The organism is Streptomyces albiflavescens (genome assembly GCF_014645835.1).
Classification (GTDB): Bacteria; Actinomycetota; Actinomycetes; order Streptomycetales; family Streptomycetaceae; genus Streptomyces; species Streptomyces albiflavescens.
Window position 1 is genome coordinate 711,488 of sequence record NZ_BMMM01000002.1, and the last position, 25,006, is coordinate 736,493.

At 69.1% G+C, this 25,006-nt stretch carries 29 protein-coding genes; 14 read left to right on the plus strand and 15 right to left on the minus strand.

The window, feature by feature from the left end; translation table 11 throughout:
• Window positions 1-163: 163 nt before the first annotated feature.
• The 3 genes from IEY95_RS08055 to IEY95_RS08065 all read right to left on the minus strand — a co-directional run bounded on the left by IEY95_RS08055 (window position 164) and on the right by IEY95_RS08065 (window position 2,406).
• Entirely contained in the window at window positions 164-574 is a 411-nt protein-coding gene (locus IEY95_RS08055; RefSeq protein WP_189185169.1) for a cupin domain-containing protein, read from the minus strand.
• A 72-nt stretch (window positions 575-646) separates the two neighbouring features.
• Window positions 647-1,495 carry an ABC transporter permease gene (locus IEY95_RS08060; RefSeq protein ID WP_189185170.1) on the minus strand — a complete coding sequence of 283 codons (849 nt, stop codon included), beginning with the start codon at window positions 1,493-1,495 and terminating at the stop codon, window positions 647-649.
• The gene (locus IEY95_RS08065; protein WP_189185171.1) at window positions 1,492-2,406 is read right to left on the minus strand and encodes an ABC transporter ATP-binding protein; all 915 of its coding nucleotides are present in this window, start codon (window positions 2,404-2,406) and stop codon (window positions 1,492-1,494) included. The genes IEY95_RS08060 and IEY95_RS08065 overlap by 4 nt, the downstream gene beginning before the upstream one ends.
• Window positions 2,407-2,539: 133 nt before the next feature.
• Between IEY95_RS08065 and IEY95_RS08070 the strand changes: the two genes are divergently transcribed.
• Both IEY95_RS08070 and IEY95_RS08075 read left to right on the plus strand, forming a co-directional pair.
• Window positions 2,540-3,751: a sensor histidine kinase gene (locus IEY95_RS08070; RefSeq protein ID WP_189185172.1), complete on the plus strand. Its 1,212-nt coding sequence runs from the start codon at window positions 2,540-2,542 to the stop codon at window positions 3,749-3,751.
• Window positions 3,748-4,404, plus strand: a complete 657-nt coding sequence (locus tag IEY95_RS08075) for a response regulator (protein WP_189185173.1) — start codon at window positions 3,748-3,750, stop codon at window positions 4,402-4,404. The genes IEY95_RS08070 and IEY95_RS08075 overlap by 4 nt, the downstream gene beginning before the upstream one ends.
• 62 nt (window positions 4,405-4,466) lie before the next feature.
• Here IEY95_RS08075 and IEY95_RS08080 read toward each other — a convergent pair whose 3' ends face one another.
• Together IEY95_RS08080 and IEY95_RS08085 are read right to left on the minus strand one after the other, a co-directional pair.
• Complete coding sequence (locus IEY95_RS08080; RefSeq protein WP_189185174.1) at window positions 4,467-4,742, minus strand: DUF397 domain-containing protein; 276 nt, start codon at window positions 4,740-4,742, stop codon at window positions 4,467-4,469.
• Complete coding sequence (locus IEY95_RS08085; RefSeq protein WP_189185175.1) at window positions 4,724-5,557, minus strand: helix-turn-helix domain-containing protein; 834 nt, start codon at window positions 5,555-5,557, stop codon at window positions 4,724-4,726. Before IEY95_RS08085 ends, IEY95_RS08080 begins: the two co-directional genes overlap by 19 nt.
• A gap of 185 nt (window positions 5,558-5,742) precedes the next feature.
• Here IEY95_RS08085 and IEY95_RS08090 point away from each other — a divergent pair, with 185 nt between their 5' ends.
• The 6 genes from IEY95_RS08090 to IEY95_RS08110 all read left to right on the plus strand — a co-directional run bounded on the left by IEY95_RS08090 (window position 5,743) and on the right by IEY95_RS08110 (window position 9,158).
• Window positions 5,743-5,901: a hypothetical protein gene (locus IEY95_RS08090; protein ID WP_189185176.1), complete on the plus strand. Its 159-nt coding sequence runs from the start codon at window positions 5,743-5,745 to the stop codon at window positions 5,899-5,901.
• Window positions 5,898-6,116 carry a hypothetical protein gene (locus IEY95_RS48805; protein ID WP_229702684.1) on the plus strand — a complete coding sequence of 73 codons (219 nt, stop codon included), beginning with the start codon at window positions 5,898-5,900 and terminating at the stop codon, window positions 6,114-6,116. Before IEY95_RS08090 ends, IEY95_RS48805 begins: the two co-directional genes overlap by 4 nt.
• A 112-nt stretch (window positions 6,117-6,228) precedes the next feature.
• Entirely contained in the window at window positions 6,229-6,843 is a 615-nt protein-coding gene (locus tag IEY95_RS08095) for a DUF1266 domain-containing protein (protein WP_189185177.1), read from the plus strand.
• A 22-nt stretch (window positions 6,844-6,865) separates the two neighbouring features.
• Complete coding sequence (gene recO, locus IEY95_RS08100) at window positions 6,866-7,612, plus strand: DNA repair protein RecO (RefSeq protein WP_189185178.1); 747 nt, start codon at window positions 6,866-6,868, stop codon at window positions 7,610-7,612.
• A gap of 72 nt (window positions 7,613-7,684) precedes the next feature.
• Window positions 7,685-8,530 (plus strand): isoprenyl transferase, encoded by an 846-nt coding sequence (locus tag IEY95_RS08105; protein WP_189185179.1) that lies wholly within the window; start codon window positions 7,685-7,687, stop codon window positions 8,528-8,530.
• A gap of 76 nt (window positions 8,531-8,606) precedes the next feature.
• Window positions 8,607-9,158 carry a YcxB family protein gene (locus tag IEY95_RS08110; RefSeq protein ID WP_189185180.1) on the plus strand — a complete coding sequence of 184 codons (552 nt, stop codon included), beginning with the start codon at window positions 8,607-8,609 and terminating at the stop codon, window positions 9,156-9,158.
• Between the two features lie 72 nt (window positions 9,159-9,230).
• Here IEY95_RS08110 and IEY95_RS08115 read toward each other — a convergent pair whose 3' ends face one another.
• The 4 genes from IEY95_RS08115 to IEY95_RS08130 are packed head-to-tail and all read right to left on the minus strand — an operon-like array spanning window position 9,231 to window position 12,355.
• Window positions 9,231-9,647 carry a Fur family transcriptional regulator gene (locus IEY95_RS08115; RefSeq protein WP_189185181.1) on the minus strand — a complete coding sequence of 139 codons (417 nt, stop codon included), beginning with the start codon at window positions 9,645-9,647 and terminating at the stop codon, window positions 9,231-9,233.
• A 58-nt stretch (window positions 9,648-9,705) separates the two neighbouring features.
• Complete coding sequence (locus IEY95_RS08120) at window positions 9,706-10,608, minus strand: metal ABC transporter permease (protein WP_189185182.1); 903 nt, start codon at window positions 10,606-10,608, stop codon at window positions 9,706-9,708.
• Window positions 10,608-11,375: a metal ABC transporter ATP-binding protein gene (locus IEY95_RS08125; protein WP_189185183.1), complete on the minus strand. Its 768-nt coding sequence runs from the start codon at window positions 11,373-11,375 to the stop codon at window positions 10,608-10,610. The genes IEY95_RS08120 and IEY95_RS08125 overlap by 1 nt, the downstream gene beginning before the upstream one ends.
• Before the next feature lie 17 nt (window positions 11,376-11,392).
• Complete coding sequence (locus IEY95_RS08130; RefSeq protein ID WP_189185184.1) at window positions 11,393-12,355, minus strand: metal ABC transporter substrate-binding protein; 963 nt, start codon at window positions 12,353-12,355, stop codon at window positions 11,393-11,395.
• A gap of 220 nt (window positions 12,356-12,575) precedes the next feature.
• Here IEY95_RS08130 and IEY95_RS08135 point away from each other — a divergent pair, with 220 nt between their 5' ends.
• The gene (locus IEY95_RS08135) at window positions 12,576-13,958 is read left to right on the plus strand and encodes a glycine--tRNA ligase (RefSeq protein ID WP_189185185.1); all 1,383 of its coding nucleotides are present in this window, start codon (window positions 12,576-12,578) and stop codon (window positions 13,956-13,958) included.
• A 138-nt stretch (window positions 13,959-14,096) separates the two neighbouring features.
• Here IEY95_RS08135 and IEY95_RS08140 read toward each other — a convergent pair whose 3' ends face one another.
• Window positions 14,097-15,446 carry an MFS transporter gene (locus IEY95_RS08140; protein WP_268240441.1) on the minus strand — a complete coding sequence of 450 codons (1,350 nt, stop codon included), beginning with the start codon at window positions 15,444-15,446 and terminating at the stop codon, window positions 14,097-14,099.
• 182 nt (window positions 15,447-15,628) lie between these two features.
• Window positions 15,629-16,681 (minus strand): chitinase, encoded by a 1,053-nt coding sequence (locus IEY95_RS08145; RefSeq protein ID WP_189185187.1) that lies wholly within the window; start codon window positions 16,679-16,681, stop codon window positions 15,629-15,631.
• Between the two features lie 289 nt (window positions 16,682-16,970).
• On the opposite strand from IEY95_RS08145, the gene IEY95_RS08150 reads away from it, so the two are divergent.
• Both IEY95_RS08150 and IEY95_RS08155 read left to right on the plus strand, forming a co-directional pair.
• Entirely contained in the window at window positions 16,971-17,987 is a 1,017-nt protein-coding gene (locus IEY95_RS08150; protein ID WP_189185188.1) for an aldo/keto reductase, read from the plus strand.
• 26 nt (window positions 17,988-18,013) lie between these two features.
• Window positions 18,014-18,601, plus strand: a complete 588-nt coding sequence (locus tag IEY95_RS08155) for a TetR/AcrR family transcriptional regulator (protein ID WP_189185189.1) — start codon at window positions 18,014-18,016, stop codon at window positions 18,599-18,601.
• A gap of 9 nt (window positions 18,602-18,610) precedes the next feature.
• Here the strand turns inward: IEY95_RS08155 and IEY95_RS08160 are convergent, their stop codons facing one another.
• The 3 genes from IEY95_RS08160 to IEY95_RS08170 all read right to left on the minus strand — a co-directional run bounded on the left by IEY95_RS08160 (window position 18,611) and on the right by IEY95_RS08170 (window position 20,847).
• Window positions 18,611-18,829 (minus strand): hypothetical protein, encoded by a 219-nt coding sequence (locus tag IEY95_RS08160; protein ID WP_189185190.1) that lies wholly within the window; start codon window positions 18,827-18,829, stop codon window positions 18,611-18,613.
• Window positions 18,830-19,015: 186 nt separating this feature from the next.
• A complete protein-coding gene (locus IEY95_RS08165; RefSeq protein WP_189185191.1) occupies window positions 19,016-20,311 on the minus strand; it encodes an MFS transporter in 1,296 nt (431 codons plus the stop codon).
• Window positions 20,308-20,847, minus strand: coding sequence for an ArsR/SmtB family transcription factor (locus IEY95_RS08170; protein ID WP_189185192.1), 540 nt, complete (start codon window positions 20,845-20,847; stop codon window positions 20,308-20,310). Before IEY95_RS08170 ends, IEY95_RS08165 begins: the two co-directional genes overlap by 4 nt.
• A 392-nt stretch (window positions 20,848-21,239) precedes the next feature.
• Here IEY95_RS08170 and IEY95_RS08175 point away from each other — a divergent pair, with 392 nt between their 5' ends.
• The 3 genes from IEY95_RS08175 to IEY95_RS08185 are packed head-to-tail and all read left to right on the plus strand — an operon-like array spanning window position 21,240 to window position 24,228.
• Window positions 21,240-22,364 (plus strand): tyrosine-type recombinase/integrase, encoded by a 1,125-nt coding sequence (locus IEY95_RS08175; protein WP_189185193.1) that lies wholly within the window; start codon window positions 21,240-21,242, stop codon window positions 22,362-22,364.
• Window positions 22,361-22,696, plus strand: a complete 336-nt coding sequence (locus IEY95_RS08180; protein ID WP_189185194.1) for a helix-turn-helix domain-containing protein — start codon at window positions 22,361-22,363, stop codon at window positions 22,694-22,696. Before IEY95_RS08175 ends, IEY95_RS08180 begins: the two co-directional genes overlap by 4 nt.
• Complete coding sequence (locus IEY95_RS08185) at window positions 22,693-24,228, plus strand: site-specific integrase (RefSeq protein ID WP_189185195.1); 1,536 nt, start codon at window positions 22,693-22,695, stop codon at window positions 24,226-24,228. The genes IEY95_RS08180 and IEY95_RS08185 overlap by 4 nt, the downstream gene beginning before the upstream one ends.
• A gap of 40 nt (window positions 24,229-24,268) precedes the next feature.
• Here IEY95_RS08185 and IEY95_RS08190 read toward each other — a convergent pair whose 3' ends face one another.
• Window positions 24,269-24,904 carry a hypothetical protein gene (locus IEY95_RS08190; protein WP_189185196.1) on the minus strand — a complete coding sequence of 212 codons (636 nt, stop codon included), beginning with the start codon at window positions 24,902-24,904 and terminating at the stop codon, window positions 24,269-24,271.
• Window positions 24,905-25,006 lie beyond the last annotated feature (102 nt).

Genomic DNA, 25,006 nt, shown 5'->3' on the forward strand with positions numbered 1-25,006 from the left:
TCCCGCAACTGCCGACGGCGGCGTACGACCCCACCAGCACACGTCGCAGCCTCGACCTCTGGGCCGGCCTGTACGTCACTATCAGAAACCCCCTAGCCTCTCTGGCGGCGGCCAACTGGTCCTCAGCCAAGGCGGAAAGAGAGATCCGGAATGCTGGTGGTCATCATGGCTGAGCAACCCGTAGGTGTCGTCGTTCGGCCAGTTCCTCCGCGCTGACCACGGTCAGAATCGGGGCACCGGGCGGCGCGAACATGGTCACCACCAGCTGCGACTGCGCGTCCGAAAGGTTGTTGGCGCCCTGGTAGTGGATCACGTCGCCCCCAGGCTCGAACAGGGCGTCACCGGCCTTGAGCACCCGGGGCGGCTGCCCCTCCAGCTCGAAGAGGATCTCGCCCTGGGTCACGTAACCGAAGAGCGGCCCGGGGTGCCGGTGCGGCGGCGCCCCGAGGTCACCGGGCGGCAGGGTGACGCGGATGGTCCTGGCCTCGGCGCCGGCCGGGATCCGGGCCGCCGCCTCCGCCAGGGTCGTGATCACCTCGACGCCTGGGGGCAGGTGTGCGTGCTCAGCGCTCATGTATTCCTCCAAACAGGGACTGTCCAGAGAGAAGACAGGACAGCCGCCTCGTTTGTGACAGCCCTACGCGCGTCACACGTCCCGTCGGTCCACCGCCACGACCGCGACCACCGCCGACACCGCCGCCCACGCCGCGAACGTGATCCAGGCGCCCGTGACCGTCGCCGGATGGCGCGGGACCAGAGTGAAGGGATCGTGGCCGAAGGCGATGTCGGTCAGGCGGGTCCAGGCGTTCACGGGCTGGGCGTGCTTCACGGCGGCCGTCCACCGATAGCGGTCGGTGATGAAGGTGGGGATCAGGAGGAGTACGGCGGTGGTGGCGACCATCGTGGTGGCGCTGTGCCGGATCAGGGCGCCCAGGGCCATGCCCGCGAGGGCGCAGACCGGGGCGAGCAGCGCGGAGGCCACCACGACGCGGAGGGCGCCGGGGTGGGAGAGCGGGAGGCCCCGGTCACGGGTGTCGAGGATGGCCTGCGTCAAGGCGAAGGAGGCGCCCGCGACGAGCGCGCCGTAGACCGTCATGACCGCGGTCACCAGGGTCACCTTCGCCGCCATCAGCGCGCGGCGGTCCGGAACGGCCGTGAACGTCGTACGGATCAGGCCCGTCGAGTACTCGCCCACGACCGTGATCGCGCCGATGCTCGCCACCGCGAGGATCAGGATCATGGCGGAGCCGTCGGAGAAGGCGTCGCGGAGGGCCAGCCACTGCATGTTGGCCCGCATGCGCGGGTCGAACCTGGGGAAGTCGCTCGCGTCCACCCGTGCCGCGTTCGCGTTGAAGGCGATGACCGCCAGGGCGCCGGTGCCGAGCGCCCAGTACGTCGAGCGCAGGGAGCGGAGTTTGATCCACTCGGCGGCGAGGAGGTCCACGAACCGGGGAGCGGGCGGGGCGAGGGCCACCGTGGGCGTGGTCGGTGTCATCGGGAGTCTCCGGCGAGGAATTCGGCGCTGTCGGCGGTCAGTTCCATGAAGGCCGCTTCCAAGGAGGCGGCCTGCGGGGTCAGCTCTTCGAGCAGGATCCGGTGGTGGAAGGCGAGCTCACCGATGCGCGCCGCGCTCAGGGCCGTCACCTTCAGGGTCCGGTCGTCGTACGGCGCCACGGCGGCGCCCTCGGCGGACAGCACGGCCGTCAGCCGGTCGGCGTCCGGCGTACGGACCGTCACGGTGAGCCGGGTGCCGCGTGCCGCGAACTCAGTCACGCTCTCCGCCGCGATCAGCTCACCGCGCCCGATGACGATCAACTGGTCGGCGGTGTTCTCCATTTCGGACATCAGATGGCTGGAGACGAAGACGGTGCGGCCCTCGGCGGCGAGTCGTCGGAACAACCCGCGTACCCACAACACACCCTCCGGATCGAGCCCGTTGAGCGGTTCGTCGAACATCAGCACCGGGGGATCGCCGAGCAAGGCCGTAGCGATACCGAGGCGTTGCCTCATGCCGAGCGAGAACCCGCCGACGCGACGCCGGGCCGCTGCGCCCGACAGCCCCACCTCCGCCAGCACCTCGTCGACCCGGCTGTACGGGATCCGGTTGCTGCGCGCCAGGGCCGACAGATGGGCCCGTGCGCTGCGTCCACCGTGCACGTCACCCGCGTCGAGCAGTGCGCCGACGTGGCGCAGTCCGCGGGGACGGTCCCGGAAGGGGCGTCCGTCGACGGTGGCGGTTCCGCCGGTCGGGGCGATCAGGCCGAGGAGCATGCGCAGCGTCGTCGTCTTGCCCGCGCCGTTCGGGCCGAGGAACCCGGTGACGTGCCCCGGGCGTACCTGGAACGTCAGTTGCCGTACGGCTGTGGTGTCGCCGTAGCGTTTGGTCAGTTCGTTGACTTCGATCACGCGGAACACCGTCTCGCCGGGGACGGGCCCGGGACATCGGTCCGGTGCCGACACTCACCACGGGCGGATGTCGACCAGGGTTGTACGTCCGCGGGCCGATGCCGTGCAGGGGGCGCGAGCCTACGATCGCCGCATGCATGTCACACCGCCGCTGCCTCTGCTCAAGCGTGTGCCGCCGGGTACGTGGGTGGCGCTGGCCTGGTGCGCGAGCGCCGTGTTCACGTTCCTCGCGCGCATCCGGCTCCCCGGCGAGGAGACACCGGACGAGCTGGCCGCGGCTCAGTTCTACCGCTGGGACGGACTGGTGATCCTCGCGCTCGCCACCGCGCTGGCGCTGGCGGGCGGCCGGTTGCTGTCGCGACGGCCGCTGACGGCCCTCGCGATGCTGCTCGCGGCCGCCGGTTTCGCCACCATGAACCTGGGGGTGGGGGCGATCCAGCTGACCCAGTTCCTCGCGGTCGACGTCGCCCTCTACTTCATCGCGGCCGCCCGCCCGCGTCGTACGGGAGTCACCGCGGTCTCCATGGCGCTCGGCATGCTAGTGGCCTGGCTGACCGTACGGCTGTTGTCCGGCTGGGGCATCGGTGCGTCGGCCGAACTCGCCGTGGCCATGACGGCCGTCGTGGCCTGGCTGCTCGGCGACGCCTCCCACCGCACCCGCGAGTACGCCGAGAGGCTGCGCCTCCAGGCCGCTACGCAGGCCGTCACCGACGAACGACTGCGCATCGCCCGCGAGATGCACGACATGGTCGCCCACAGCATCGGCATCATCGCCCTCCAGGCGGGGGCGGCGGCGCGCGTCGTGCACACCCAGCCGGACGCCGCGCGTGAGGCGATGACGGCGGTGGAGACGGCGGGCCGGGAGACCCTCGCCGGGCTGCGGCGCATGCTGGTGGCGCTGCGGCAGGCGGACCAGGGCAGGGCTCCCGATCCCTCGCGGTTGAGCCCTGCCGAAGGGCTGGCCGACCTCGACCGGCTGGCCGCCGCGACGACGGCCGCGGGCGTCAGTGTGCAGGTCACCCGGCAGGGCGAGCGGCGCCAACTCCCCTCGGACATAGACCTGTCGGCGTTCCGCATCATCCAGGAGTCCATCACCAACGTCGTACGCCACGCGGGCACGACCGCCTGCCGGGTGACCATCGACTACCGGGACGAGGAAGTCGCCGTGGACGTCACCGACGACGGCAGGGGCCGGGGCAGCACCATCGACACGGGCTTCGGCCTCGTCGGCATGCGCGAGCGCGTGGCCCTGCTGCACGGCGAGTTCACGGCCGGACCGCGCCCCGAGGGCGGCTTCCGCGTGACGGCCCGCCTCCCCGTCCCGGTCCAGGTGGGAGCGCGATGACGATCAGGGTCGTACTGGCCGACGACCAGCAACTCATCCGTACGGCCTTGCGGATGGTCATCGCCGACATCGAGGACGTCGAGGTGGTGGGGGAGGCGGCGAACGGTGAGGAGGCGGTGGCGCTGGCCGGTCAACTCGCCCCGGACGTCGTCGTGATGGACATCCGCATGCCCGGGATGGACGGTATCGAGGCAACCCGCCGGATCACGGACGGTGGCGGCGAGTCGAGGATCGTCGTCCTCACCACCTTCGACGACGACGATTATGTGTACGGGGCGCTGCGCGCGGGCGCGTCCGGCTTCCTGGTCAAGGACATGGCGCTGGACGACATCCTCGGGGCGGTACGCGTCGTGGCGGCCGGCGACGCCCTGATCGCCCCCAGCGTCACCCGCCGCCTGATCCAGGACTTCACCTCGCGCCCCGAACGGCCCACCGGACGCCGTAAGTTGACGGTGATCACCGACCGTGAACGCGAGGTCCTGACCCTGGTCGGCACAGGCCTGTCCAACACCGAGATAGCGGAACAGCTCTTCATCAGCGTGGCCACGGCGAAGACGTACATCACCCGCCTGCTGTCGAAGCTGGACGCGCGGGACCGGGTGCAGCTGGTGATCATCGCCTATGAGGCGGGGTTGGTCTCTGCGAACCGGTGAGGGTTGGTCGGTGGGGTGGCTGTGGGGGCGCTCCCACGGCCACTGGAGAACCGTCGGCACGGTCACCTCGTGACGGCGCCGACGAACTCCGTCCAGGCGAGGGCACTGACCAGCAGGACGGGGCCGTCCGGGACCTTGCTGTCACGGACGGGCACGACGCCGGGGACTCCGTCGGCTACTTCGACGCACTCGCCGCCTTCGCCGTTGCTGTACGTGCTCTTGCGCCATTGGGCGGCGCCGATGAAGTCGTACGCGACCTCGATGCAGGCCTCCCCGCCGTCACCGCCGCTGTAGCTGCTCTTGCGCCAGCGGGCGTTGCTCAGGTCGTACTCGCGCATCGTCTGAAGTCCTCGGCCGCCGACTCGATCAGGGCGAGGGACGCCTTCGGCGACAGCGCGGCGCCCCTGAGCAGATCGTATGCGCGCTGCGCCCGCTTCACCACCGCCGGATCGTCCAGCAAGTCGCCCGAAAACGACGTCTCTGTATAGAGGGTCGGCGGTGCGTCGTCGAACTCCATGAGCTGCAGCATCGCCGCCATTGCAGCGCACGCCCCCTCCGACCGAGGAACCACTGCCACCAGCACTTTCCGCTCGCGCGCCAGCGTGGCGATGTGATCCAGCTGCTCAGCCATGGCTGCCTGGCCAGCCACCGGCACACCCAACACGTTTTCGTGCAGGATCGCCCAATACTCGGGCCTTGTAGCGTCCTTGAGGATGTGGGCTCGCTCCAACCGCGCGGACACCTTTTCCTCAACGTACTCGGCGGTGACGAACGGGTTGGCTGCGATCGTGACCGCCCGTGCGTATGAGGCCGTCTGTAGCAGCCCCGGAATCACCGACGGCGCGAACTGACAGATCTTCGTCGCCGTCCCCTCCAGCTCCACAACCTCCGCGAAATAATCCGCGTACCGCTTGTCGTCGATCAGCTTTCGCCAGGCGCGCTCGAAAAAGCCCCCGCTTTGTAGGAGTTCGTCGATCCTCTGTGCCACATCCAACTGCGGTTTCCGAATAGCCTGTTCGAACTGGCCGATGTAGCCCCCGGAGACGAATACGCGTGCGCCCAACTCCACCTGAGTGAAACCGGCCTCCTCCCGGCGCCGTTTCAGCTCCGCACCGAAGAACTCCCACGCCGCCTGCCGCGAACCGTTGGCCACAGGCCAACCTCCTTACGCTGCGCCCCACTTGTAGAGGACACACTCCTGTCGAGTGTAGGTGCAGAGCGTCACCCTGGAGATGCGAAGCGTGAAACTCAAAGGGACAGGGGAGCACGGTGAGGGAACAACACGCACCACTCGGGGGACGACACTCGGCGCAGTGCGCCGAAGAGGCGGAGGAAACAGTGAAGGAATTGCGGGCGGCGCTCGCCGACGCCGGAATTTCGTTGCCGTCACTGCGGATCGACCCGGCGAATTTCGCGCGCGAGGCACCTTGTCCGCTGGTCGAATTGGGTGGCTGTTCCGTCGAGGTCGCCGCCCGGCTTGCGGCGGCCCTGCGGTGAAGCCGCCACCGGTCGGTTCCTACGCCGTGGACACGCGCTCAGGGAAGGTGGGGATGGTCATGGGGTACGAGGGACCGTACGTACAGCTGAGACCGCTCGGCGGTGGCAAGGAGTGGGACTGCGAACCGGACGCCGTCCGGCGAGCCACCGCGGCGGAGAGACTGAGCGCGGCGACGGCGTACGCGAATGCACGCAGTCGGGGGGAGGTCCCTTGAAGGAGCTTGAATGGGCTTGAAGGGGCCTGAATGGGCTTGGAGGGGCTTGAAGGGGCCTGAAGGGGAAGTGCCCTGATCCCGCTGAGAACGGCGTGACATAGGGTGCGGCGCCATGGCGATATGGAACCGTCGCAAGCCGAAGGCTGCGAGAAAGTACCCCGTTCCCCTCACCACGCACCAGCTGTGGATGGTGTCGCTCAGCGCGCCGGTGAACCGGGACCAGGACGCCTCCCGGACGACCCTGTACCCGTTCACCCGCATCGACGAGGACAAGGCCCGGCGGTGGCTGGCCGACCAGTGGGAGATCACCTCGCGTGACGCGCTGGTCGGCAGGCTCGACGGTCTCGCCCGGAGCGGCTACCGAGCGGGGGCGCGGCGGCGGCTCGGCGTGGAACCACTGGCGTGGGACGCCGGGCTGTATGTAGACATCTCCCGCAGGGGCTTCGCCGCCGGGATGCTCAGCGAGGCCGAGACATGGACCGCGCTCAAGAACATCGTGCCGGCGGTGGTGCGCTCGTACGCCTCCTGGAGCGAGTACGCCGAGCACTATCTGCTGGGCCGGATGGTCTGGCGGGACAACCTGCGGGGCACGCCGGACGCGGACTTCCCCGCCCCGCAGGCCGTGTCCGACGCGCATCTGAAGTCCCTCCTGGACCCGGCGAACAAGGCCAGCCCCTGGAACATGGCTCCCTGGGAAGCGATCAGCAGACCCGACCACGTGCGCTGAATCCGTACGGGAGAATGGGCCCATGAGTCTGTTCCGCGACGACGGCATCGTGCTGCGCACCCAGAAGCTGGGTGAGGCGGACCGGATCATCACCTTGCTCACGCGCGGTCACGGGCGCGTACGCGCCGTGGCCCGCGGTGTGCGGCGGACCAAGTCCAAGTTCGGTGCGCGGCTCGAACCCTTCTCACATGTCGACGTGCAGTTCTTCGCGCGGGGGAGTGAGCTGATCGGGCGCGGGCTGCCGCTGTGCACGCAGAGCGAGACGATCGCTCCGTACGGGGGTGGGATCGTGACCGACTACGCGCGGTACACCGCCGGGACCGCCATGCTGGAGACGGCGGAGCGGTTCACCGACCACGAGGGGGAGCCCGCCGTGCAGCAGTATCTGCTGCTGGTCGGCGGGCTCCGCACCCTCGCCCGCGGCGAGCACGAACCGCACCTCGTCCTCGACGCCTTCCTGCTCCGCTCCCTCGCCGTGAACGGCTATGCGCCCAGCTTCAGCGCCTGCGCGAAGTGCGGGATGCCGGGACCGAATCGGTTCTTCTCGGTCGCGGCGGGAGGTTCCGTCTGCGTCGACTGCCGAGTGCCCGGCAGCGTCGTACCCTCGGCGCAGGCCCTCGAACTGCTCGGCGCGCTGCTCACGGGAGACTGGGAGACCGCGGACGCGTGCGAGCCGCGGTATGTCAGAGAGGGCAGCGGGCTGGTGTCGGCCTATCTGCACTGGCACCTGGAGCGCGGGCTGCGCTCCCTTCGTTACGTAGAGAAGTAAGCACCACACACGCACGTCGTTACGCAGAGAAGCAAGCACCACACACGCAAGCAAGAGGGAGACGAGAAGCACATGGTCGTACGCGGGATCCTGGGACGCCAGCGCCGCGAGTACAGGACGCCGGAACCGCATCCGTCCGGTGCCCGCGCGCCGAAGCTCCCCGGTGAGCTGGTGCCGAACCATGTGGCGATCGTCATGGACGGGAACGGACGCTGGGCCAAGGAGCGTGGGCTGCCGCGTACCGAGGGGCACAAGGTCGGTGCCGAGCGCGTCCTCGACGTGCTGCAGGGCGCGATCGAGATGGGGGTCGGCGCCATCTCGCTGTACGCCTTCTCCACCGAGAACTGGAAGCGCTCGCCCGACGAGGTGCGCTTCCTGATGAACTTCAACCGCGACTTCATCCGCAAGACCCGAGACCAGCTCGACGAACTCGGCATCCGGGTCCGCTGGGTGGGCCGGATGCCGAAGCTGTGGAAGTCGGTGGCCAAGGAGCTCCAGGTCGCCCAGGAGCAGACCAAGGACAACGACCGGCTGACGCTGTACTTCTGCATGAACTACGGCGGTCGCGCCGAGATCGCCGATGCCGCGCTGGCCCTGGCGGAGGACGTGAAGGCGGGGCGGCTCGACCCGTCCAAGGTCAGCGAGAAGACCTTCGCGAAGTACCTCTACTACCCCGACATGCCGGACGTGGACCTGTTCCTGCGGCCGAGCGGCGAGCAGCGCACCTCCAACTACCTGCTCTGGCAGAGCGCCTACGCCGAGATGGTCTTCCAGAACGTGCTGTGGCCGGACTTCGACCGGCGCGACCTGTGGCGGGCTTGCGTCGAGTTCGCCTCCCGTGACCGCCGCTTCGGCGGTGCCGTCCCGAACGAGGAACTGCTCGCGATGGAGCGGGCCATGCAGGGCGACGGTTCGTAGTCCCCGAGCCCCGAGCGGCGCTGTCGGACCCTGCCGCTACGATCACGGCTCATCACCACAGAACTGGGGAGGGGCCGTGGTCGGGGACCAGGGGGCAGCGCAGCAGGAGCTGCCGGAGACGGACACGGTTGCGCTGGAGTACCGGCCGACCGTCGAGGACTTGGCGGCGGCGCTGAGAGCGCGCAGAGGCGTCAGCAGGGCGAGCCGAAGACAGTGGTGGGTGCTCGGTGCCCTGGCCGTCCTGTTCGCCCTGCAGATCGCGGCCCACATCGCCGGAGGCGCGGCGGCACCGCTCCCGCCGCTCGTCGGGTTGTTCGTCTACGGGCTGGTGGTCGCGATCACGCCTCGGCTCCAGGCACGCCAGCTGTACCGCTTCGCGGAACGGCAAGGTCAGTTCCGCGCGACGGTGACGGACGCCGGGGTCACGGTGACGACCGACGACACCACGACATCGGTGAACTGGGCGGCCTATCCCCGCTACCGGGAGACGGCGAACCTCTTCGTGCTGCTCAGCTCCGACAAGAACGCCATCGGCTTCGCCGCGCTGCCCAAGCGCGGCGCCGCGCAGGCCCGCTCGGATGTGACGCGGCTGCGGGCGATACTCGACCGCAACCTGACCCGCGTATGACCCGGCGAAGGTCCGTGTGGCCGGCCAAGGTCCGCGTGACCCGGCCAAGGCCCCTATGACCCGGTGAAGCCCTCAGCCCTTCGCCGCCGCGCACTCCGCGCACGTGCCGAAGATCTCCACCGTGTGCGCGACGTTCACATACCCGTGCTCCGCCGCGATCGCCTCCGCCCACTTCTCGACGGCCGGGCCCTCGACCTCGACGGCCTTGCCGCAGACGCGGCAGACGAGGTGGTGGTGGTGCTCGCCGGTGGAGCAGCGGCGGTAGACGGACTCGCCGTCGGAGGTGCGCAGGACGTCGACCTCGCCGGCGTCGGCGAGGGACTGCAGCGTGCGGTACACGGTGGTGAGCCCGACGGAGTCGCCCTTGTGCTTGAGCATGTCGTGGAGCTCCTGCGCACTGCGGAACTCGTCCACCTCGTCGAGCGCCGCCGCCACGGCGGCACGCTGCCGGGTGGAACGGCCCCGTACGGGCGATCCAGCGGTTGTCACCGTTGCCTCCTCGCGTCTGCCCTTGCCCGGCCATTGTGCCAGTCCGGACTGTGCGTAGTCAGACGCCGACCTTCGTCTCCTGGCCGCGCGTGGCCGGAATCGCGCACTCTGCCGGGTCCCCGGCGGCCTGCGCGGCGGCGAGTGCCCGGGCCCGGCGTCGGGCCAGCGGTGTCGCCAGCGCCGTCAGCGCTATGAACGCGCCAATCGTCAGCAGCACGATCGTCGCGCCGGGCGGCACGTCCTGGTAGTACGACGTCACGGTGCCGCCGATGGTCACGCTCACGCCGATGGCCACCGCGATCGCGAAGGTGGCGGCGAAGCTGCGGCTGAGCTGCTGCGCCGCGGCCACCGGGACCACCATCAGCGCGCTCACCAGCAGGAGGCCGACGACGCGCATCGCGACCGTCACCGTGACCGCCGCCGTGACGGCGGTGAGCAGGTTCAGGGCGCGTACCGGCAGCCCCGTCACCCGGGCGAACTCCTCGTCCTGGCTGACCGCGAACAGCTGCCGGCGCAGGCCCAGGGTGACGAGGACGACGAAGGCGGCCAGCAGACAGATCGCCGTCACGTCGGACTCGGAGACGGTGGACAGCGAGCCGAACAGGTACGTCGTCAGGTTGGCGTTCGAACCGCCCGGCGCGAGGTTGATGAACATCACGCCGCCCGCCATACCGCCGTAGAAGAGCATGGCGAGGGCGATGTCGCCGCGCGTCTTGCCGTACCAGCGGATCAGCTCCATGAGGACGGCGCCGAGGACCGAGACGGCCGTCGCCATCCACACGGGATTGGCCGAGAGCAGGAAGCCGAGGCCGACTCCCGTCATCGCGACGTGGCCGATTCCGTCGCCCATGAGGGCCTGGCGGCGCTGCACGAGGTAGATGCCGACGGCGGGCGCGGTGATGCCCACCAGGACGGCGGCGAGCAGGGCCCGCTGCATGAAGGCGTAGTCGAGGATGTCCATCAGCTCAGCAGTCCCGTCCGGATCGGTTCGGCATCGTGAGCCGCGTGCGGGTGTACGTGGTCGTGGCCGGGCAGCGCGTGCTGGCCGACCGCCTGCGGGGGCGGGCCGTCGTGCAGGACGCAGCCGTCGCGCAGCACGACCGCGCGGTCGATCAGCGGCTCCAGGGGGCCCAGCTCGTGCAGGACGAGCAGGACGGAGGTGCCCTGGGTGACCTGCTCGCGCAGGGTCGCCGCCAGCACCTCCTGGCTGGCCAGGTCGACGCCCGCCATCGGCTCGTCCATGATCAGCAGCTCGGGTTCGGACGCGAGCGCGCGGGCGATCAGCACGCGCTGGTGCTGGCCGCCCGACAGCGCGTTCACCGAGTCCTTGGCGCGGTCGGCCATTCCGACGAGCTCCAGGGCCCGCCGTACGGCCTCGTGGTCGGCCTTGCGCAGCATGCCGAAACGGGCGCGGGACAGCCGCCCGGAGGAGACGATCTCGGTCACCGTCGCGGGCACGCCACCGGCGGCGGTCGTGCGCTGCGGGACGTACCCCACACGGTGCCAGTCCCGGAAACGGCGCCGCGGGGTGCCGAAGATCTCGATCTCCCCGCCGCTGACGGCGACTTGGCCGATCACGCTGCGTACGGCGGTCGACTTGCCGGAGCCGTTGGCGCCGAGCAGCGCGACGACCTCCCCGCGGTGCACGGTGAGGTCGATGCCCCGCAGGACCGGGCGCGAGCCCAGCTCGGCGGTCACGCCGCGCAGGGATATGACGGGCTCGCTCACAGCGTCCTCCACGGTGATCACTTGGTGCCGAGAGCCGTCTGCAGAGCCTTCAGGTTCGACTCCATGACCTGCAGGTAGTCGTTGCCCTTGGACTTGTCGGTGATGCCCTCGATCGGGTCGAGGACGTCGGTCCCGAGGCCCGCGTCGTCGGCGACGGTCTTGGCGGTCTTGTCGCTGACGAGCGTCTCGTAGAAGATCGTGGAGACTCCGTCGGCCTTCGCCATCTTCTCAAGGTCCTTCACGCGGTTCGCGCTGGGCTCCGACTCAGGGTCCAGGCCGTTGATGGCCTCCTCGGTGAGGCCGTAGCGCTCGGCGAGGTAGCCGAAGGCGGCGTGCGTGGTGATGAAGACCTTGGTCTTGGTGTCCGCCAGCCCGTCCTTGTACTGGGTGTCGAGGCCGTCCAGCTTCTTGACCAGGGCTTCGGTGTTCTTCTTGTAGTCGGCCGCGTGGTCCGGGTCTTCCTTCTCCAGGGCCTTGCCGACACCCTGGGCGACCTCGGCGTACCGCACCGGGTCGAGCCAGATGTGCGGGTCGGTGCCGCCGCTCTCCTCGCCCTCGGTGTCGTCGTGGGCGGCCGCGTGCCCGCCGACCTCGTTGCCGTGCTTCTCCAACGTGGTCAGCGACGCGGCGTCGATCTTGGTCTTGACCTCGGACTGCGCCACGGCGTCGTCGACGGCCGGCTGCAGGTTCTTGAGGTAGAGGACGACATCCGCCTCCTGGAGCTGCGCGGTCTGCCGGGCGCTGATCTCCAGGTCGTGCGGCTCCTGACCGGGCTGGGTCAGATTCGTGACCTTCACATGCGTCCCGCCGATCTGCTCGGCGAGATACTGCATGGGGTAGAACGACGCCACCACGTCGAGCTTCCCGCTGCTCTTGCCGTCGGCCGCGGCAAAACCCGAGCAGGCTGAGAGGGTGCCGAGACCGAGGGCGGTGGCCGCCGCAACCGCGGACCCCGATATGAGGCGTCGTCGTACGTTCATGACAGTCATTTTCAACAAATCTGGAAACGATTGTCAACAAGCCCTTGAGTAAGCAGTCGGTAAGCCCGCACTCCGGGCACGGGGCCCAACCGATTTGATACGGGGGTGGGCCCCGCCGGTAACCTGAAGCATTCGCCCGCCCGTCTCCCGACCACCACCCCTCATCGAGGCGCTGCGCGCCGCACCTACCTATTCGTCCGTTCGTAATGAAGAGAGCACCGTGGCCGCCGACAAGATCGACACCATCGTCAGCCTGAGCAAGCGCCGTGGCTTCGTTTTCCCCTGTAGTGAGATCTACGGAGGACAGAAGGCCGCCTGGGACTACGGCCCGCTCGGCGTCGAACTCAAGGAGAACATCAAGCGCCAGTGGTGGCGCTACATGGTCACCTCCCGTGAGGACATCGTCGGTATCGACTCGTCGGTGATCCTTGCCACCGAGGTCTGGGTCGCGTCGGGTCACGTCGCCACCTTCACCGACCCGCTCACCGAGTGCACCTCCTGCCACAAGCGCTTCCGCGCCGACCACCTGGAGGAGGCGTACGAGGCCAAGCACCACCGCGCCCCCGAGAACGGCCTCGCGGACATCAACTGCCCCAACTGCGGCAACAAGGGCCAGTTCACCGAGCCCAAGCAGTTCTCGGGCCTGCTCTCCACCCACCTCGGCCCCACGCAGGACAGCGGCTCCGTCGCCTACCTGCGTCCCGAGACCGCGCAGGGCATCTTCACCAACTTCTCGCAGGTGCAGACCACCTCGCGCCGCAAGCCGCCGTTCGGTATCGCCCAGATGGGCAAGTCCTTCCGCAACGAGATCACGCCCGGCAACTTCATCTTCCGCACCCGCGAGTTCGAGCAGATGGAGATGGAGTTCTTCGTCAAGCCGGGCGAGGACGAGAAGTGGCAGGAGTACTGGATGCAGGAGCGCTGGAACTGGTACACCGGCCTCGGTCTCCGTGAGGAGAACATGCGCTGGTACGACCACCCGGCCGAGAAGCTCTCGCACTACTCCAAGCGCACCGCCGACATCGAGTACCGCTTCCAGTTCGGCGGCAACGAGTGGGGTGAGCTGGAGGGCGTCGCCAACCGCACGGACTACGACCTGAGCGCCCACTCCAAGGCCTCCGGCCAGGACCTCTCCTACTTCGACCAGGAGGCCGGCGAGCGCTGGACTCCGTACGTCATCGAGCCCGCCGCCGGTGTCGGCCGCGCGATGCTGGCCTTCCTCCTGGACGCCTACGTCGAGGACGAGGCCCCCAACGCCAAGGGCAAGATGGAGAAGCGCACGGTGCTGCGCCTCGACCCGCGTCTCGCGCCGGTCAAGGTCGCCGTTCTCCCGCTGTCGCGCAACCCCGAGCTTTCCCCGAAGGCCAAGGGCCTGGCCACCGCCCTGCGCCAGCACTGGAACATCGAGTTCGACGACGCCGGCGCCATCGGCCGCCGCTACCGCCGCCAGGACGAGATCGGCACGCCGTTCTGCGTCACGGTCGACTTCGACACGCTCGATGACAACGCGGTGACGGTGCGCGAGCGCGACTCGATGAAGCAGGAGCGCGTGTCGCTGGACCAGATCGAGGGCTACCTGGCCTCGCGTCTGATCGGCTGCTGACCCGACTGCCGACCCGGCTGTTCGCGCGGCCTCGCGTGCACAAGCCCCTGGTTCCCTCCGTGGGAACCGGGGGCTTCGTGCTGCCCCGGGGCTGTGAACGTCCCTTTCCTCGGCGTACCTGCCCGGGCCTGCGGCCGTTCAGCCGGTGTCGGGGCGAGGTGCCTTCCGTGGGATGCAGAAGAGCGCGAGGGAGGCTGCCGTCAGGTACGCGGCCGCGCCGATGGCCATGCTGGTCCGCAGCCCGGTGGTGAAGCCGGCGGTACCGGCCAGCAGTGAGCCTCCCAGCGCGACGCCTGCGGCGCTGCCGATCTGGCGGGTGGTGTTGAACAGGGCGGAGGCGGTGCCGGAGTACTTGTCCGGGGCGGCCGACATCACGGTGGCGGTGGCTCCGGTGAGGGAGAAGGACGTGCCGAAGCCCGCCGCCATCATCGGTGCCACCAGCAGCAGGTAGTCCGGGTTCGGGCCGGCGGCGGCCCAGCCGGCCAGACCCGCCGCTCCCAGGAGCATGCCCGTGACCACCAGCGGGCGGTGTCCGGTGCGGCGTGCCAGTCGCCCGGACAGAACGGAGGCGAACGTGGTCACGACCACCGCCGGGAAGAGGGCGATCCCGGTGCGCAGCGCGGTCAGGCCGCGATGGTGCTGGAAGTACACGCTGGCGGTGAAGATCATGCCGTAGAAGGCGAAGTTGAACAGCAGGCCGATGGCCGCACCCCCGCCCATGGGGCGGGAGCGCAGCAGCCCCAGGGGCAGCACAGGGGCGCGGGCCAGATGCTCGCGCAGGACGAACGCGGCGGCTGCCGGCAGGCACAAGCCGGCCCCAGCGAGGATCAGCGGGTCCGTCCAGCCACGTCGTCCGGCCTCGTTGAGGACGGCGGTCAACAGGGCCACCATCGCAATGAGCGCGCACTGGGCCGGCCAGTCCACCGGGCGGTCCCTGCGCCGGGCCGAAGCGGGCACGTGGCGCAGCGTCAACCACAGGCAGGCGCATCCGACGGGCAGATTGATGAAGAACACCCAGCGCCAGCCCACGGTGGTGACCAGAAGGCCGCCCAGGAGAGGGCCGGCGGAGGCGGCGACGCCCGCCATGGAGCCCCACAGGCCGAAGGCCCGGGAGCGCTCGGCGGGCGAGGGATACGCCTGTTGGAGGAGGGCGAGGGAGCCGGGCACGATCAGAGCCGCGCCGAGTCCTTCCACCAGCCGGGCCGCGACCAGGGTCCCCGTGCTCCAGGCCAGTCCGCAGCCGGCCGAGGCGGCGGTGAACACCACCACCCCGGTGCAGAAGATCCGGCGGTTGCCCAGCCGGTCCCCCAGCGCGCCGCCGGTGAGCAGCAGACCGGCGAAGACCAGGGTGTAGCCGTCGGTGATCCACTGGATCCCGGTGAGCGAGGCCGACAGTTCCCGTCCCACCACCGGAACGGCGACGTTGATGACGGTCACGTCCAGGATGACCATGAAGTAGCCCGCGCAGACCGCGAGCAGCGGGGCCAGGGGCCGGTGCGCAGCCGCAGGCTCCTCCGCTCGATCGGTCCGGGAACCACCGGCGCGCACCATGGCGACACGGTATTCCGGGGGCGAGCGCCTCCCGTGCCTTGAGCACTCCAGCGGCGTGCCGAGCCACTTGACGAGCTCAGGCCTTTCGCGAGCTCAGGCGTCTCACGAGCTCAGGCGTCTCAACGGCCCTGGAGGGCCTTCACGTTGTCGCCGAAGGTCCAGTTCTTCGAGCCGTCCCAGTTGATCGACCAGGTCATCAGGCCCTTGAGGCTGCTGCCGTAGTGCCTCCACGCCTGGGAGACGAGGCTCGGTGACATGTAGCCGCCGCCGGCGCCCGACTGGGCGGGGAGGCCGGGGACCTGCTTGTCGTACGGCACCTTGACGGTGGTGCCCTGGACCACCAGACCCTTGTTCAGGCAGTCGGTCTGCGCGGTGAAGCCCTGTACGGTGCCCGCGGAGTAGGAGTCGCCCGAGCAGCCGTACATGCTCCCGTTGTAGTACTGCATGTTCAGCCACCACAGGCGCCCGTTGTCCGCGTACTTCTTGATGATCGGCAGATACGCGCCCCAGATCGAGCCGTACGTGATGCTGCCGCCCGTGACGTACGCGGTCTCCGGCGCCATCGTCAGCCCGAAGTTGGACGGCATCTGGGACAGCACCCCGTCGATGATGCGGATCAAGTTGGCCTGTGAGGCGGAGAGTTGGCCGATGTTCCCGCTGCCGACGAGACCGGTCTCGATGTCGATGTCGATGCCGTCGAAGTTGTACTTCTTCAGGATCGGCACGATCGTCGCGACGAAGCGGTCGGCCACGGTGGACGAACTGAGATCGATCCCGGCCGCCGCCCCGCCGATGGACAGCAGAATCGTCTGCCCGGACGCCTTGGCCGCGCACATCTCGGCAGGCGTCGCCACCTTCACGCCCGTGTCCATCCCGTCCTCCCACAGCGCGGTGCCGTCGGAGCGGATGACCGGGAAGGCCGCGTTGATCACGTTGTAGCCGTGCGCGGCGATACGGGAGTCGGTGATCGGCGTCCACCCGAAGGGCGGGTGCACACCGTTCGACGAGCCGTCCCAGTTCTCCCAGTAGCCCTGGAGAACCTTCCCGGACGGGCGGGACTTCACCGCGCAGGCGTCGGCCGCGGATGCGGTGGGGGCGGTGGCGATCGACAGCGGGGTGAGGACGACTGCGGTCAGTGCGACGGCGAGCAGGCGCAGCTTGCGACGGATCATGCGGGGCCTCCTGGGGTGGGGGACGCGGAGGGGGCGTGTCGTGTCGTAGGCATGACAGTGCTCGCGGTCCAGACCTGTCGTCAATAGGTCTGGACCAAATTCAGAGGGGAGGGCGGGAAGCGGCAGTCGGCAGTCGGTAGGTGGCAGGTGGCAGGTGGCAGGTGGCGGGTGACGGGTAACGGCAGGTCGCAGGTAACAGATGTCAGATGACAGCTGACAGATATTGAAATCTGTCAGCTGTCATGTCATGGTGGCTGCACACCCCTCCAAGGACACCCAAGGAGTCCTCATGCACACCCGTCCCCTCGGATCCACCGGCCCCCAGGTCTCCGCCCTCGGCCTCGGCTGCATGGGCATGTCCGCGCTCTACGGCGAGGCCGACCGCACCGAGTCCATCGCGACGATCCATGCCGCCCTGGAGGCCGGCGTGACGTTGCTCGACACCGGCGACTTCTACGCCATGGGTCACAACGAGATGCTGATCGGCGAGGCGCTGCGCACGGCCCCCGCAGCGCTTCGTGACCAGGCGCTGACCAGTGTCAAGTTCGGCGCGCTGCGCGACCCGGACGGTGGTTGGAGCGGATACGACGGCCGTCCCGCAGCGGTGAAGAACTTCGCCGCGTACTCGCTCCAGCGCCTCGGCGTTGATCACCTCGACGTGTACCGGATCGCACGCCTCGACCCCGACGTGCCCATCGAGGAGACGGTCGGCGCGATCGCCCAGCTGGTCGAGAAGGGTCATGTGAAGCACATCGGCCTGAGCGAGGTCGGCGCCGACACCATCCGCCGGGCCGCGGCCACCGCCCCCATCTCGGACCTGCAGATCGAGTACTCGCTCATCTCCCGCGGCATCGAGGACGAGGTCCTGCCGACCACGCGCGAGCTGGGCATCGGCATCACCGCGTACGGCGTGCTGTCGCGCGGGCTGATCTCCGGCCACTTCACGGCCGACCGGCAGCTCGGCGCGAACGACTTCCGTGCGATGAGCCCCCGCTTCCAGGGCGAGAACCTCCAGCACAACCTCACGCTCGTCGAGGCCCTGCGGAAGGTCGCCGAGCAGAAGGGCGTCTCGGTGGCGCAGATCGCCATCGCCTGGGTGATGGCGCAGGGCCCGCGGCACAACACGGACATCGTGCCGCTGGTCGGTGCCCGCACGCGGCAGCGGCTGACGGAGGCACTGGGCGCGCTCGACGTGACGCTGGACGCCGCCGACCTCGCCGCCATCGAGGAGGCCGTGCCGGAGGGTGCCGCCGCGGGCGACCGCTACCCGCAGGCGCAGATGTCGCACCTCGGCACGGAGCGCTGACGGTACCGGCAGGTACGGTCTTCGTCATGGCACCGAGCACCGAGACACTGACCGCCGAGCGCATCCTCGAGGCGACCGAGGAGGTGCTGCGCCGCCACGGCCCCGCCAAGGCCACCGTGGTGGACGTGGCCCGCGCGCTCGGCGTCAGCCATGGGAGCGTCTACCGCCATTTCCGTACGAAGACGGCCCTGCGCGAGGCGGTGACACAGCGGTGGCTGGACCGAACCTGCCAGGCGCTCGCCGGTACCGCGGCCGAGGACCGCGACCCGGAGGCCCGCCTGCGTGATTGGATCCGGGGTCTGGCCGAGGCGAAGCGCCGCAAGGCGGCGGACGATCCCGAGCTCTTCGCCACCTACGGCGTGCTGGCCGGGGAGAACCGGGAAGTGGTCGCCGCACATCTCGTCGACCTCATCGCACAGCTGACGAGCATCGTCGAGGCGGGCGTCGCCACCGGCGCCTTCACGACTCCCGACCCCGAGGCCACGGCCCGAGCCGTCTTCGAGGCCACCAGTTCCTTCCACGACCCACGCCACGCAACCGAGTGGCAACGGCCGGGCATCGACGAGGAGTTCACCACCCTCGTCGACCTGCTGGTACGCGGACTGCGGGCCTGACGGAAGAGCCTAGGGACCCGGCGGCGCCTCCGTCGGGTCCACCGTCGCCTGATGGGCCTCGGCGAGATGTTCCTCCGCCTTCAGCCACGGCAGGAACTGCGCGCCCTTGCGCCAGCCGCAGGTGTCGCATCTGATCGTGCGCTGTACGCCCGCGCGTTGGACGCGTACGACGTGCTCACGGCCGTGCTGGTCCCAGCGGCTTACCTTGCTCGTGTTGATCTGCAGCATGACACCTCCTGGTGTTACCGCTTCGCTTGCGCAGCAAGGAGTGTGCAGCATGACGAAGATCAACGGGGGTTCTTCGGCGGCGAGTTCGGTGTGGGGTCGGTCGCGCTAATTGAGGGGGCCAGGTGTGTCTCGGCGATGGTGGCGGTGGTGGCGGTGGTGGACCGCGACGCGCCGTCGCGGCAGGCGTCACAACAAGTCGGGTGCACTCTCCTGGGCGGGGTCCTTGGATGCCAGGTGATCCGGACCGCCGGCCGGGGCGGCGGCACGCAGCGCCGCTTCGACCCGGCGGTTGCTGGTCATGGATGCCGTGACGGCCGTCATCGCCAGGAGGAGGACGGCGGCGGCGTAGAGCGGGGTGCGGACGTCGTAGGTGGTGGCCAGCCAGCCGCCGAGGAAGGCCCCGACGGGGGCCGCGCACATGGCCAGCATGCGGGAGGTGGAGGCGACCCGACCCATGAGGTGGGCCGGGACGATCGCCTGCCGGAGGGAGGGCCCGAGCACCATCGTGGCGCCCATGCCGGCCCCGCAGACGGCGAGCGCCAGCCCGGCCACGTACGGGTTCGGGGCAGCGGCCAGGCCCAGGATGGCAAGCCCTTCGACGGCGGCTGTGCAGGTCAGTGCGGTGCCGGTGCCGAGTCGTCGGCCGAGGTAGGAGGCGATGCCTGCACCGAGCAGGCCGCCGGTGGCCTCCGCCGTGAGGAGCAGGCCGAAGCCGTAGGTGTCCATGCCGAGGCGATCGTGCGCGAAGAGGGCGAGGACGGTCTCCACAGCGAGGAAGGCGACGTTCCCGACCGCCGGGCGGAGCGCGAGGCCGAGCAGCACCCGGTCCCGGAAGACGTACGAGGCCCCGGCCCGCGCCTGCCGAAGCAGCGACTCGCGGACCTCCGGCACGGGCCTGGGCATGGCGGGCAGCGTACGTACGAGCAGTGCGGAGAGCATGAACGACACCGCGTCGGCGAGCAGCGGAACCGCCCGCCCGAACGCGAGCAGCGCACTGCCCGCAGGCGGCCCCGCGAAGCCGGACATGGCGGTCTGGGCTCCGCGCAAGCGGGAGTTGGCGCGCTCCAAGAGTGCGGGGTCGCGGCGGAGCAGATCCGGCAGATAGGCCGTGGCGGCCGTATCGAAGAAGAGTCCGCCGAGGCCGAGCAGGAAGGCGACGGTCGCGAGCAGCGGAATGCTCAGCACGCCGAGCACGGCCGCCGCCGCGGGTATCCCGAGCAGCACCGCACGTGCCGTGTCCGCGACCCACATCGTGCGCCGGCGGTCCCAGCGGTCCACCAGCGCACCGCCGAGCACCCCTAAGAGCAGCCACGGCAGCGTCCCCGCGGCCGTGACGACGGCGAGCGCCATCGGATCCCGCGTCAACGTCAACGCCAGCAGCGGCAGCGCGGCATGCGTCACCCCGTCACCGAGCGAGGACACCGTCTGCGCAGTCCACAGCCGTCCGAACCCGGTCGGCAGCTTCCGGATGTCTGAGGTCACTCGGCGTCCCCTTCGGCCTGCTGGCGCGGTGCCGGGTGGAACAGTGCGAAGACGAGTGACGCGTCCGGCAGCGACGGATCGGACAGCTCCCGGTACTCGTCCGCCAGCGCCTGCAGCCGCGCCCCCAGCTCTGCGAACTGCTCCTCGGTGAGCCGCAGATGCGCCATCCGCACGTGCCGTGCGCCATCCGCCGGCGCCGCCTCCAGGTCCGCCACCGCATGCCGCATCAGCACATCCGGCCCTCCCTCGCCCGGATCCGGCAGCACGATCGCCCGCGCGGCCATCGCGTAATACCGCTCGGTGACCCCCCGCACCTTCCGCGTCCGCACCACCTTCACCAGGCCGGCCCGCTCCAGCAGCCGCACGTGATAGCTGGAACTCCCCTTCGCAAGGCCAACACGCTCGGCGATCTGCGTAATCGTCGCCGGCTCGAAGCGGAGCACGGCCATGATCCGGTGACGCGTGAGATTGGAGACGGCGCGCAGCTGCTCGTCAGTGGTGACGTGAAACGTCTCGGGAAGATCATCGGTAGGCATGCGAGAAATGGTCAACGTTTCTTGACCATTGCGCAAGGGGATTTCGCGCGGACCTCCAGAATCTGCTGCCCGGCGCTGCTCGAAGCCCCCACGCAGTAGGCAGATCAGACCAAGATCAATCTCAGCGGCACCTTCTGTACCTCAACTACAAGCGCCGCCAATTGCATCGGGTGCGAACTGGCGACGGTATGCGCATCGCGTCCCAGGCGATGCACGGCTATGCGGCTGACCAGCGGCGTCAGGCGTCAGAGCGGACTGTGACCGTAACGCTTGGCAAGGGGCGGTGGCGAGCCCTTGTCACTCGTGGGGGTGGATGGTCTGCGGTTTCAGCTCCGGCTCGCATCTGATGCGGTTTCCTCGCATCAGATGCGAGTGGCGGAGAGTGGTGGCCGGTGAGGTTCAGAGGGACGGTGCCGGGGGCGGCGACGCTGCACCTGGCGGACGGGGTCGCACTGCTGCGGCCGGAAGAGCAGGTGTTCACGGCAATGCTGGGCGGCTTTGCCAACCAGCAGCTCGCGCGGAACCTGGCCCGCTCTACGGTCGAGGGCCGGGAGAACACGGTGAAGGCGTTCGCCGCCTACGTGAACGCCTTCCCGTGGCAGTGGACGCCGGCGATGGTCGACGAGTGGCTCGGTGACCTGCGCTCATTGCGTGACCTGAAGCGTTCGACGATCCGCTCGTACTCCGAAGCCGTCCGTGCCTTCTGCCACTTCGCCACCGATCCCCTCTACGAGTGGGCCACCACCTGCGAAGAGCGGTTCGGCTCCCACCCGGTCCAGGTCGTGCACGAGTGGAACACCGCCGTCCACGTCCAGGACAACGAAGCCGACGCGAAGAAGCGGGCCTTCACCAAGGCCGAGTTGCACGCCTTCTTCGCTCACTGCGACGACGAGGTCGCCCGCATCCGGGCCTTCGGCCGCAAGGGCTGGCTGCCGGCCTTCCGTGACGCGACCCTGTTCAAGACCGCGTACGCCTTCGGCACACGAAGGAACGAGACGCGGATGCTGGACGCCGCCGACTTCGGCCGCAACCCGCACGGAGCCGAGTACGGCGAGTTCGGCCTATGCCGGGTCCGCTTTGGCAAGGCCAAGAAGGGCTCACCTCCCAAGCGTCGTTCCGTGCTGACCGTATGGGACTGGACTCCCGACATCCTGGACGAGTGGTTCACCGACGTCCGGCCGCTGTTCGGCGTTGAGGGCAGCCCTGCGGCATGGCCCTCGGAGCGCGGGCTGCGCATCGGCTGCCAGCGGCTCAACTCCCGCTTCATCGCCTACCGTCTGGCCCTCGGCCTGGACGAAGGGTTGGACTTCCACTCCTTCCGCAGGTCCTACGTGACGCATCTGATCGAGGACGGATGGGACCCGCGGTTCGTCCAGGAGCAGGTCGGCCACGACCACGCGAGCACAACCTCGATCTACACCTGCGTCAGCTCGGACTTCCGCACCCGCACCCTGCGACGACACCTGGACGGCACCGTCGCCGCCGCTCTGGAGAGCCAGAACCGGAGGCAGTCGTGAAACGCAAGGTCGGCTACACGTGGAAGCTGCGTGAGGTGATGGCCGCGCACGGCATCTTCACCACCACCGAACTGGTGCCGATGCTGCGCGACCGGGGCATCGAGCTGTCCGCCTCTCAGATCCACCGACTGGTCTCCGGCACCCCAGAGCGGCTTTCCCTCCAAGTACTGGCCGCGTTCTGCGACATCTTCGCCTGCACACCGGCCGACCTGGTCACGACAACTGCCGAGAACGCCGGAGTCCGCAAGGCCGCGACGGGCGACGTTCCGGCCCCGCCGTCGGCGGTCGCGAAACTGCGCCCCCGGCCGGCCCGGATTCTGCCTGACGCGTGAGCCCGACCTACACCCCGGAAGAGTGCGAGCGCTGGCACAAGAGGACCTGCGCCCGCTGCCAGCGGCACGGCTGGTTCGCCGCCCGCTGGCCCGATGGCCACGTATGCCGCACCTGCCACGACAAGGCCCTCCTGGTCCGCGGCATCTGTCCCGGTTGCGGCGACGAGCGAGCGCTTCCCGGCCTGCGGCCCGGCGACGGCAGACGGATCTGCTCCGACTGCGCGGGCTTCATGATGTCCTACCGATGCTCTCGCTGCGGAACGGAGGACAAGCTCCACCGCGCACGGCTCTGCACTCGATGCACCATCGCCGACCGGCTCGACGAACTGCTGGACGACGGAACCGGCCGCATCCGCCCCGAACTTCTCCCGTTGGCCGACTTGCTCCTGGCCATGGACCGCCCACTGTCCGGCCTTGCCTGGCTGAACAGGAGTAACGGCAAACCCGGCTCCACCGCTGACCTCCTCCGGCGGCTCGCTCAAGGCGACATCGAGCTGACCCACGAGGCCTTCCATCATCTCCAGCCATGGCGGGCCGCCGCCCACCTGCGGGAACTCCTCATGACCTGCGACATCTTGCCCGCCATCGACAAACGAATCTGCTCGTTCGAACGATGGCTCATCGAGCACCTCGCCAGCATCCCCGACCCCGACCACGCTCAGATCATCCGCCGATACGCCACCTGGGAGGTGCTGCCACGGCTACGGACCCGCGCCGAGAAGAAGCCGGTCACACCGGCCGCCCGCAGACGCGTCGCGGACCAGGTCAAGCAGGCCACCGCGTTTCTCGACTGGCTCGCCGACCGGGACCACACTCTCGCCACCTGCGGCCAGACCGGCATCGACGCCTGGCACGCCGAACACAACCAGCACGCCCGCAACACCATCCGGAACTTCCTGCTGTGGTGCTCGACCAGCAAGCTCACCCGGCCCTTCCGGCTTCCTCCAGTGCACATCAGCCGGGCCGCACCGATGCCGCAGACCGAGCGCCTGGAACTGATTGGACGCCTTCTCACCGACCCGAACATGCCTCTGCGAGTCCGGGTCGCGGGGTGCATCGTCCTGCTTTACGCCCAGCCGCTCAGCCGCGTCGTCCGCCTGACACTGGACGACATCACCCGCACCCAGCAGCAGACCCTTCTCCGGCTCGGCGAGCCGCCATCCCCTGTTCCCGAACCGCTCGCGGAACTCCTGTTCCGCTGGATTGACAGCCGGGACAACATGAACACCGCGACCAACCACGCCTGCCGGTGGCTGTTCCCCGGCCGCCGAGCCGGGCAACCGATCCACCCCGACGTCCTTGCGACGCTCCTCAACGACATCGGCATCCCCACCACCGCCGGTCGCACCGCCGCGATCCGGCAGCACGTGCTGGAGATGCCCGCCCCGGTCGTCGCAGAGGCTCTGAGCTACCACCGGGTCACCACGGCCAAGTTGGCCTCCGAGGCCGGAGGCACCTGGAGCCGATACGCCTCCGGTGACCACTGGCGGTCACCACCAGGCTGGACCCCTCAGCGAACTGGTGAGAGCTGAATACGCGAGCTCACCAGTATGCCGAGGCCGAAGATGGGGGCTATCTACTGTCGGAGCCGCAGTCTTTCAGCGGCTTGGGTGCGGGGATCTCGCTGAAGACTGAACCGGGTCGTGCCGATGCCATCCCTGGGGTGCCACTGCTCCCGAAGAGGAGCTGCCAGGTGTCCATAACGCGATGCTCTGTGGCCGATCGCGTAGTGATGGCAGGGGCGAGGTTCATGGCCTTCAGCGGCTTGTACCGGTCGCGCCCCCATCTTTGGCCGCGTACGTCCACGAACGAGAATCCGGCGATGGCGAAGTACTGCTCTCGTCTGATCACGCTATTCGGGATGGTGACGAGGCTGCACGGCGGTACGTCGCTGAGGTCGAGCAAGTCCTTTTCCCCGCGGTACAGGCCTTCCTGTGTCTCGCCATCTCCTCCCGCAGCAACACCGATGGTGACCTGGGAGATGGGGTCGAGCGACCGGTTCGCGAAGTAGCCCTTGGTTTGACCATCCTTGCCGATCTGCGTCCAACTGGAGACGAGAGCGGCCTGAGACTGGAGCTCCTTCTCCGATTCTTCCGCCGACTGGGCAAGTTGATCTTTGGAGGTCTGCACCTGGTAGTAGCTCGTCCAAGCTGTGGCAATCAAGCCAACGGCCGCCACAAACGACGCGATCATCGTTGCGATCAGCATCCAGTCGCGCTTCTTGGGAGCTGACGGGGCAGGCGCTCCGGTGGACGGCTGAGGTGGGCTTCCTCCGGGCTGACCCGTCTCAGGGACTACTGGAAGCTGGGC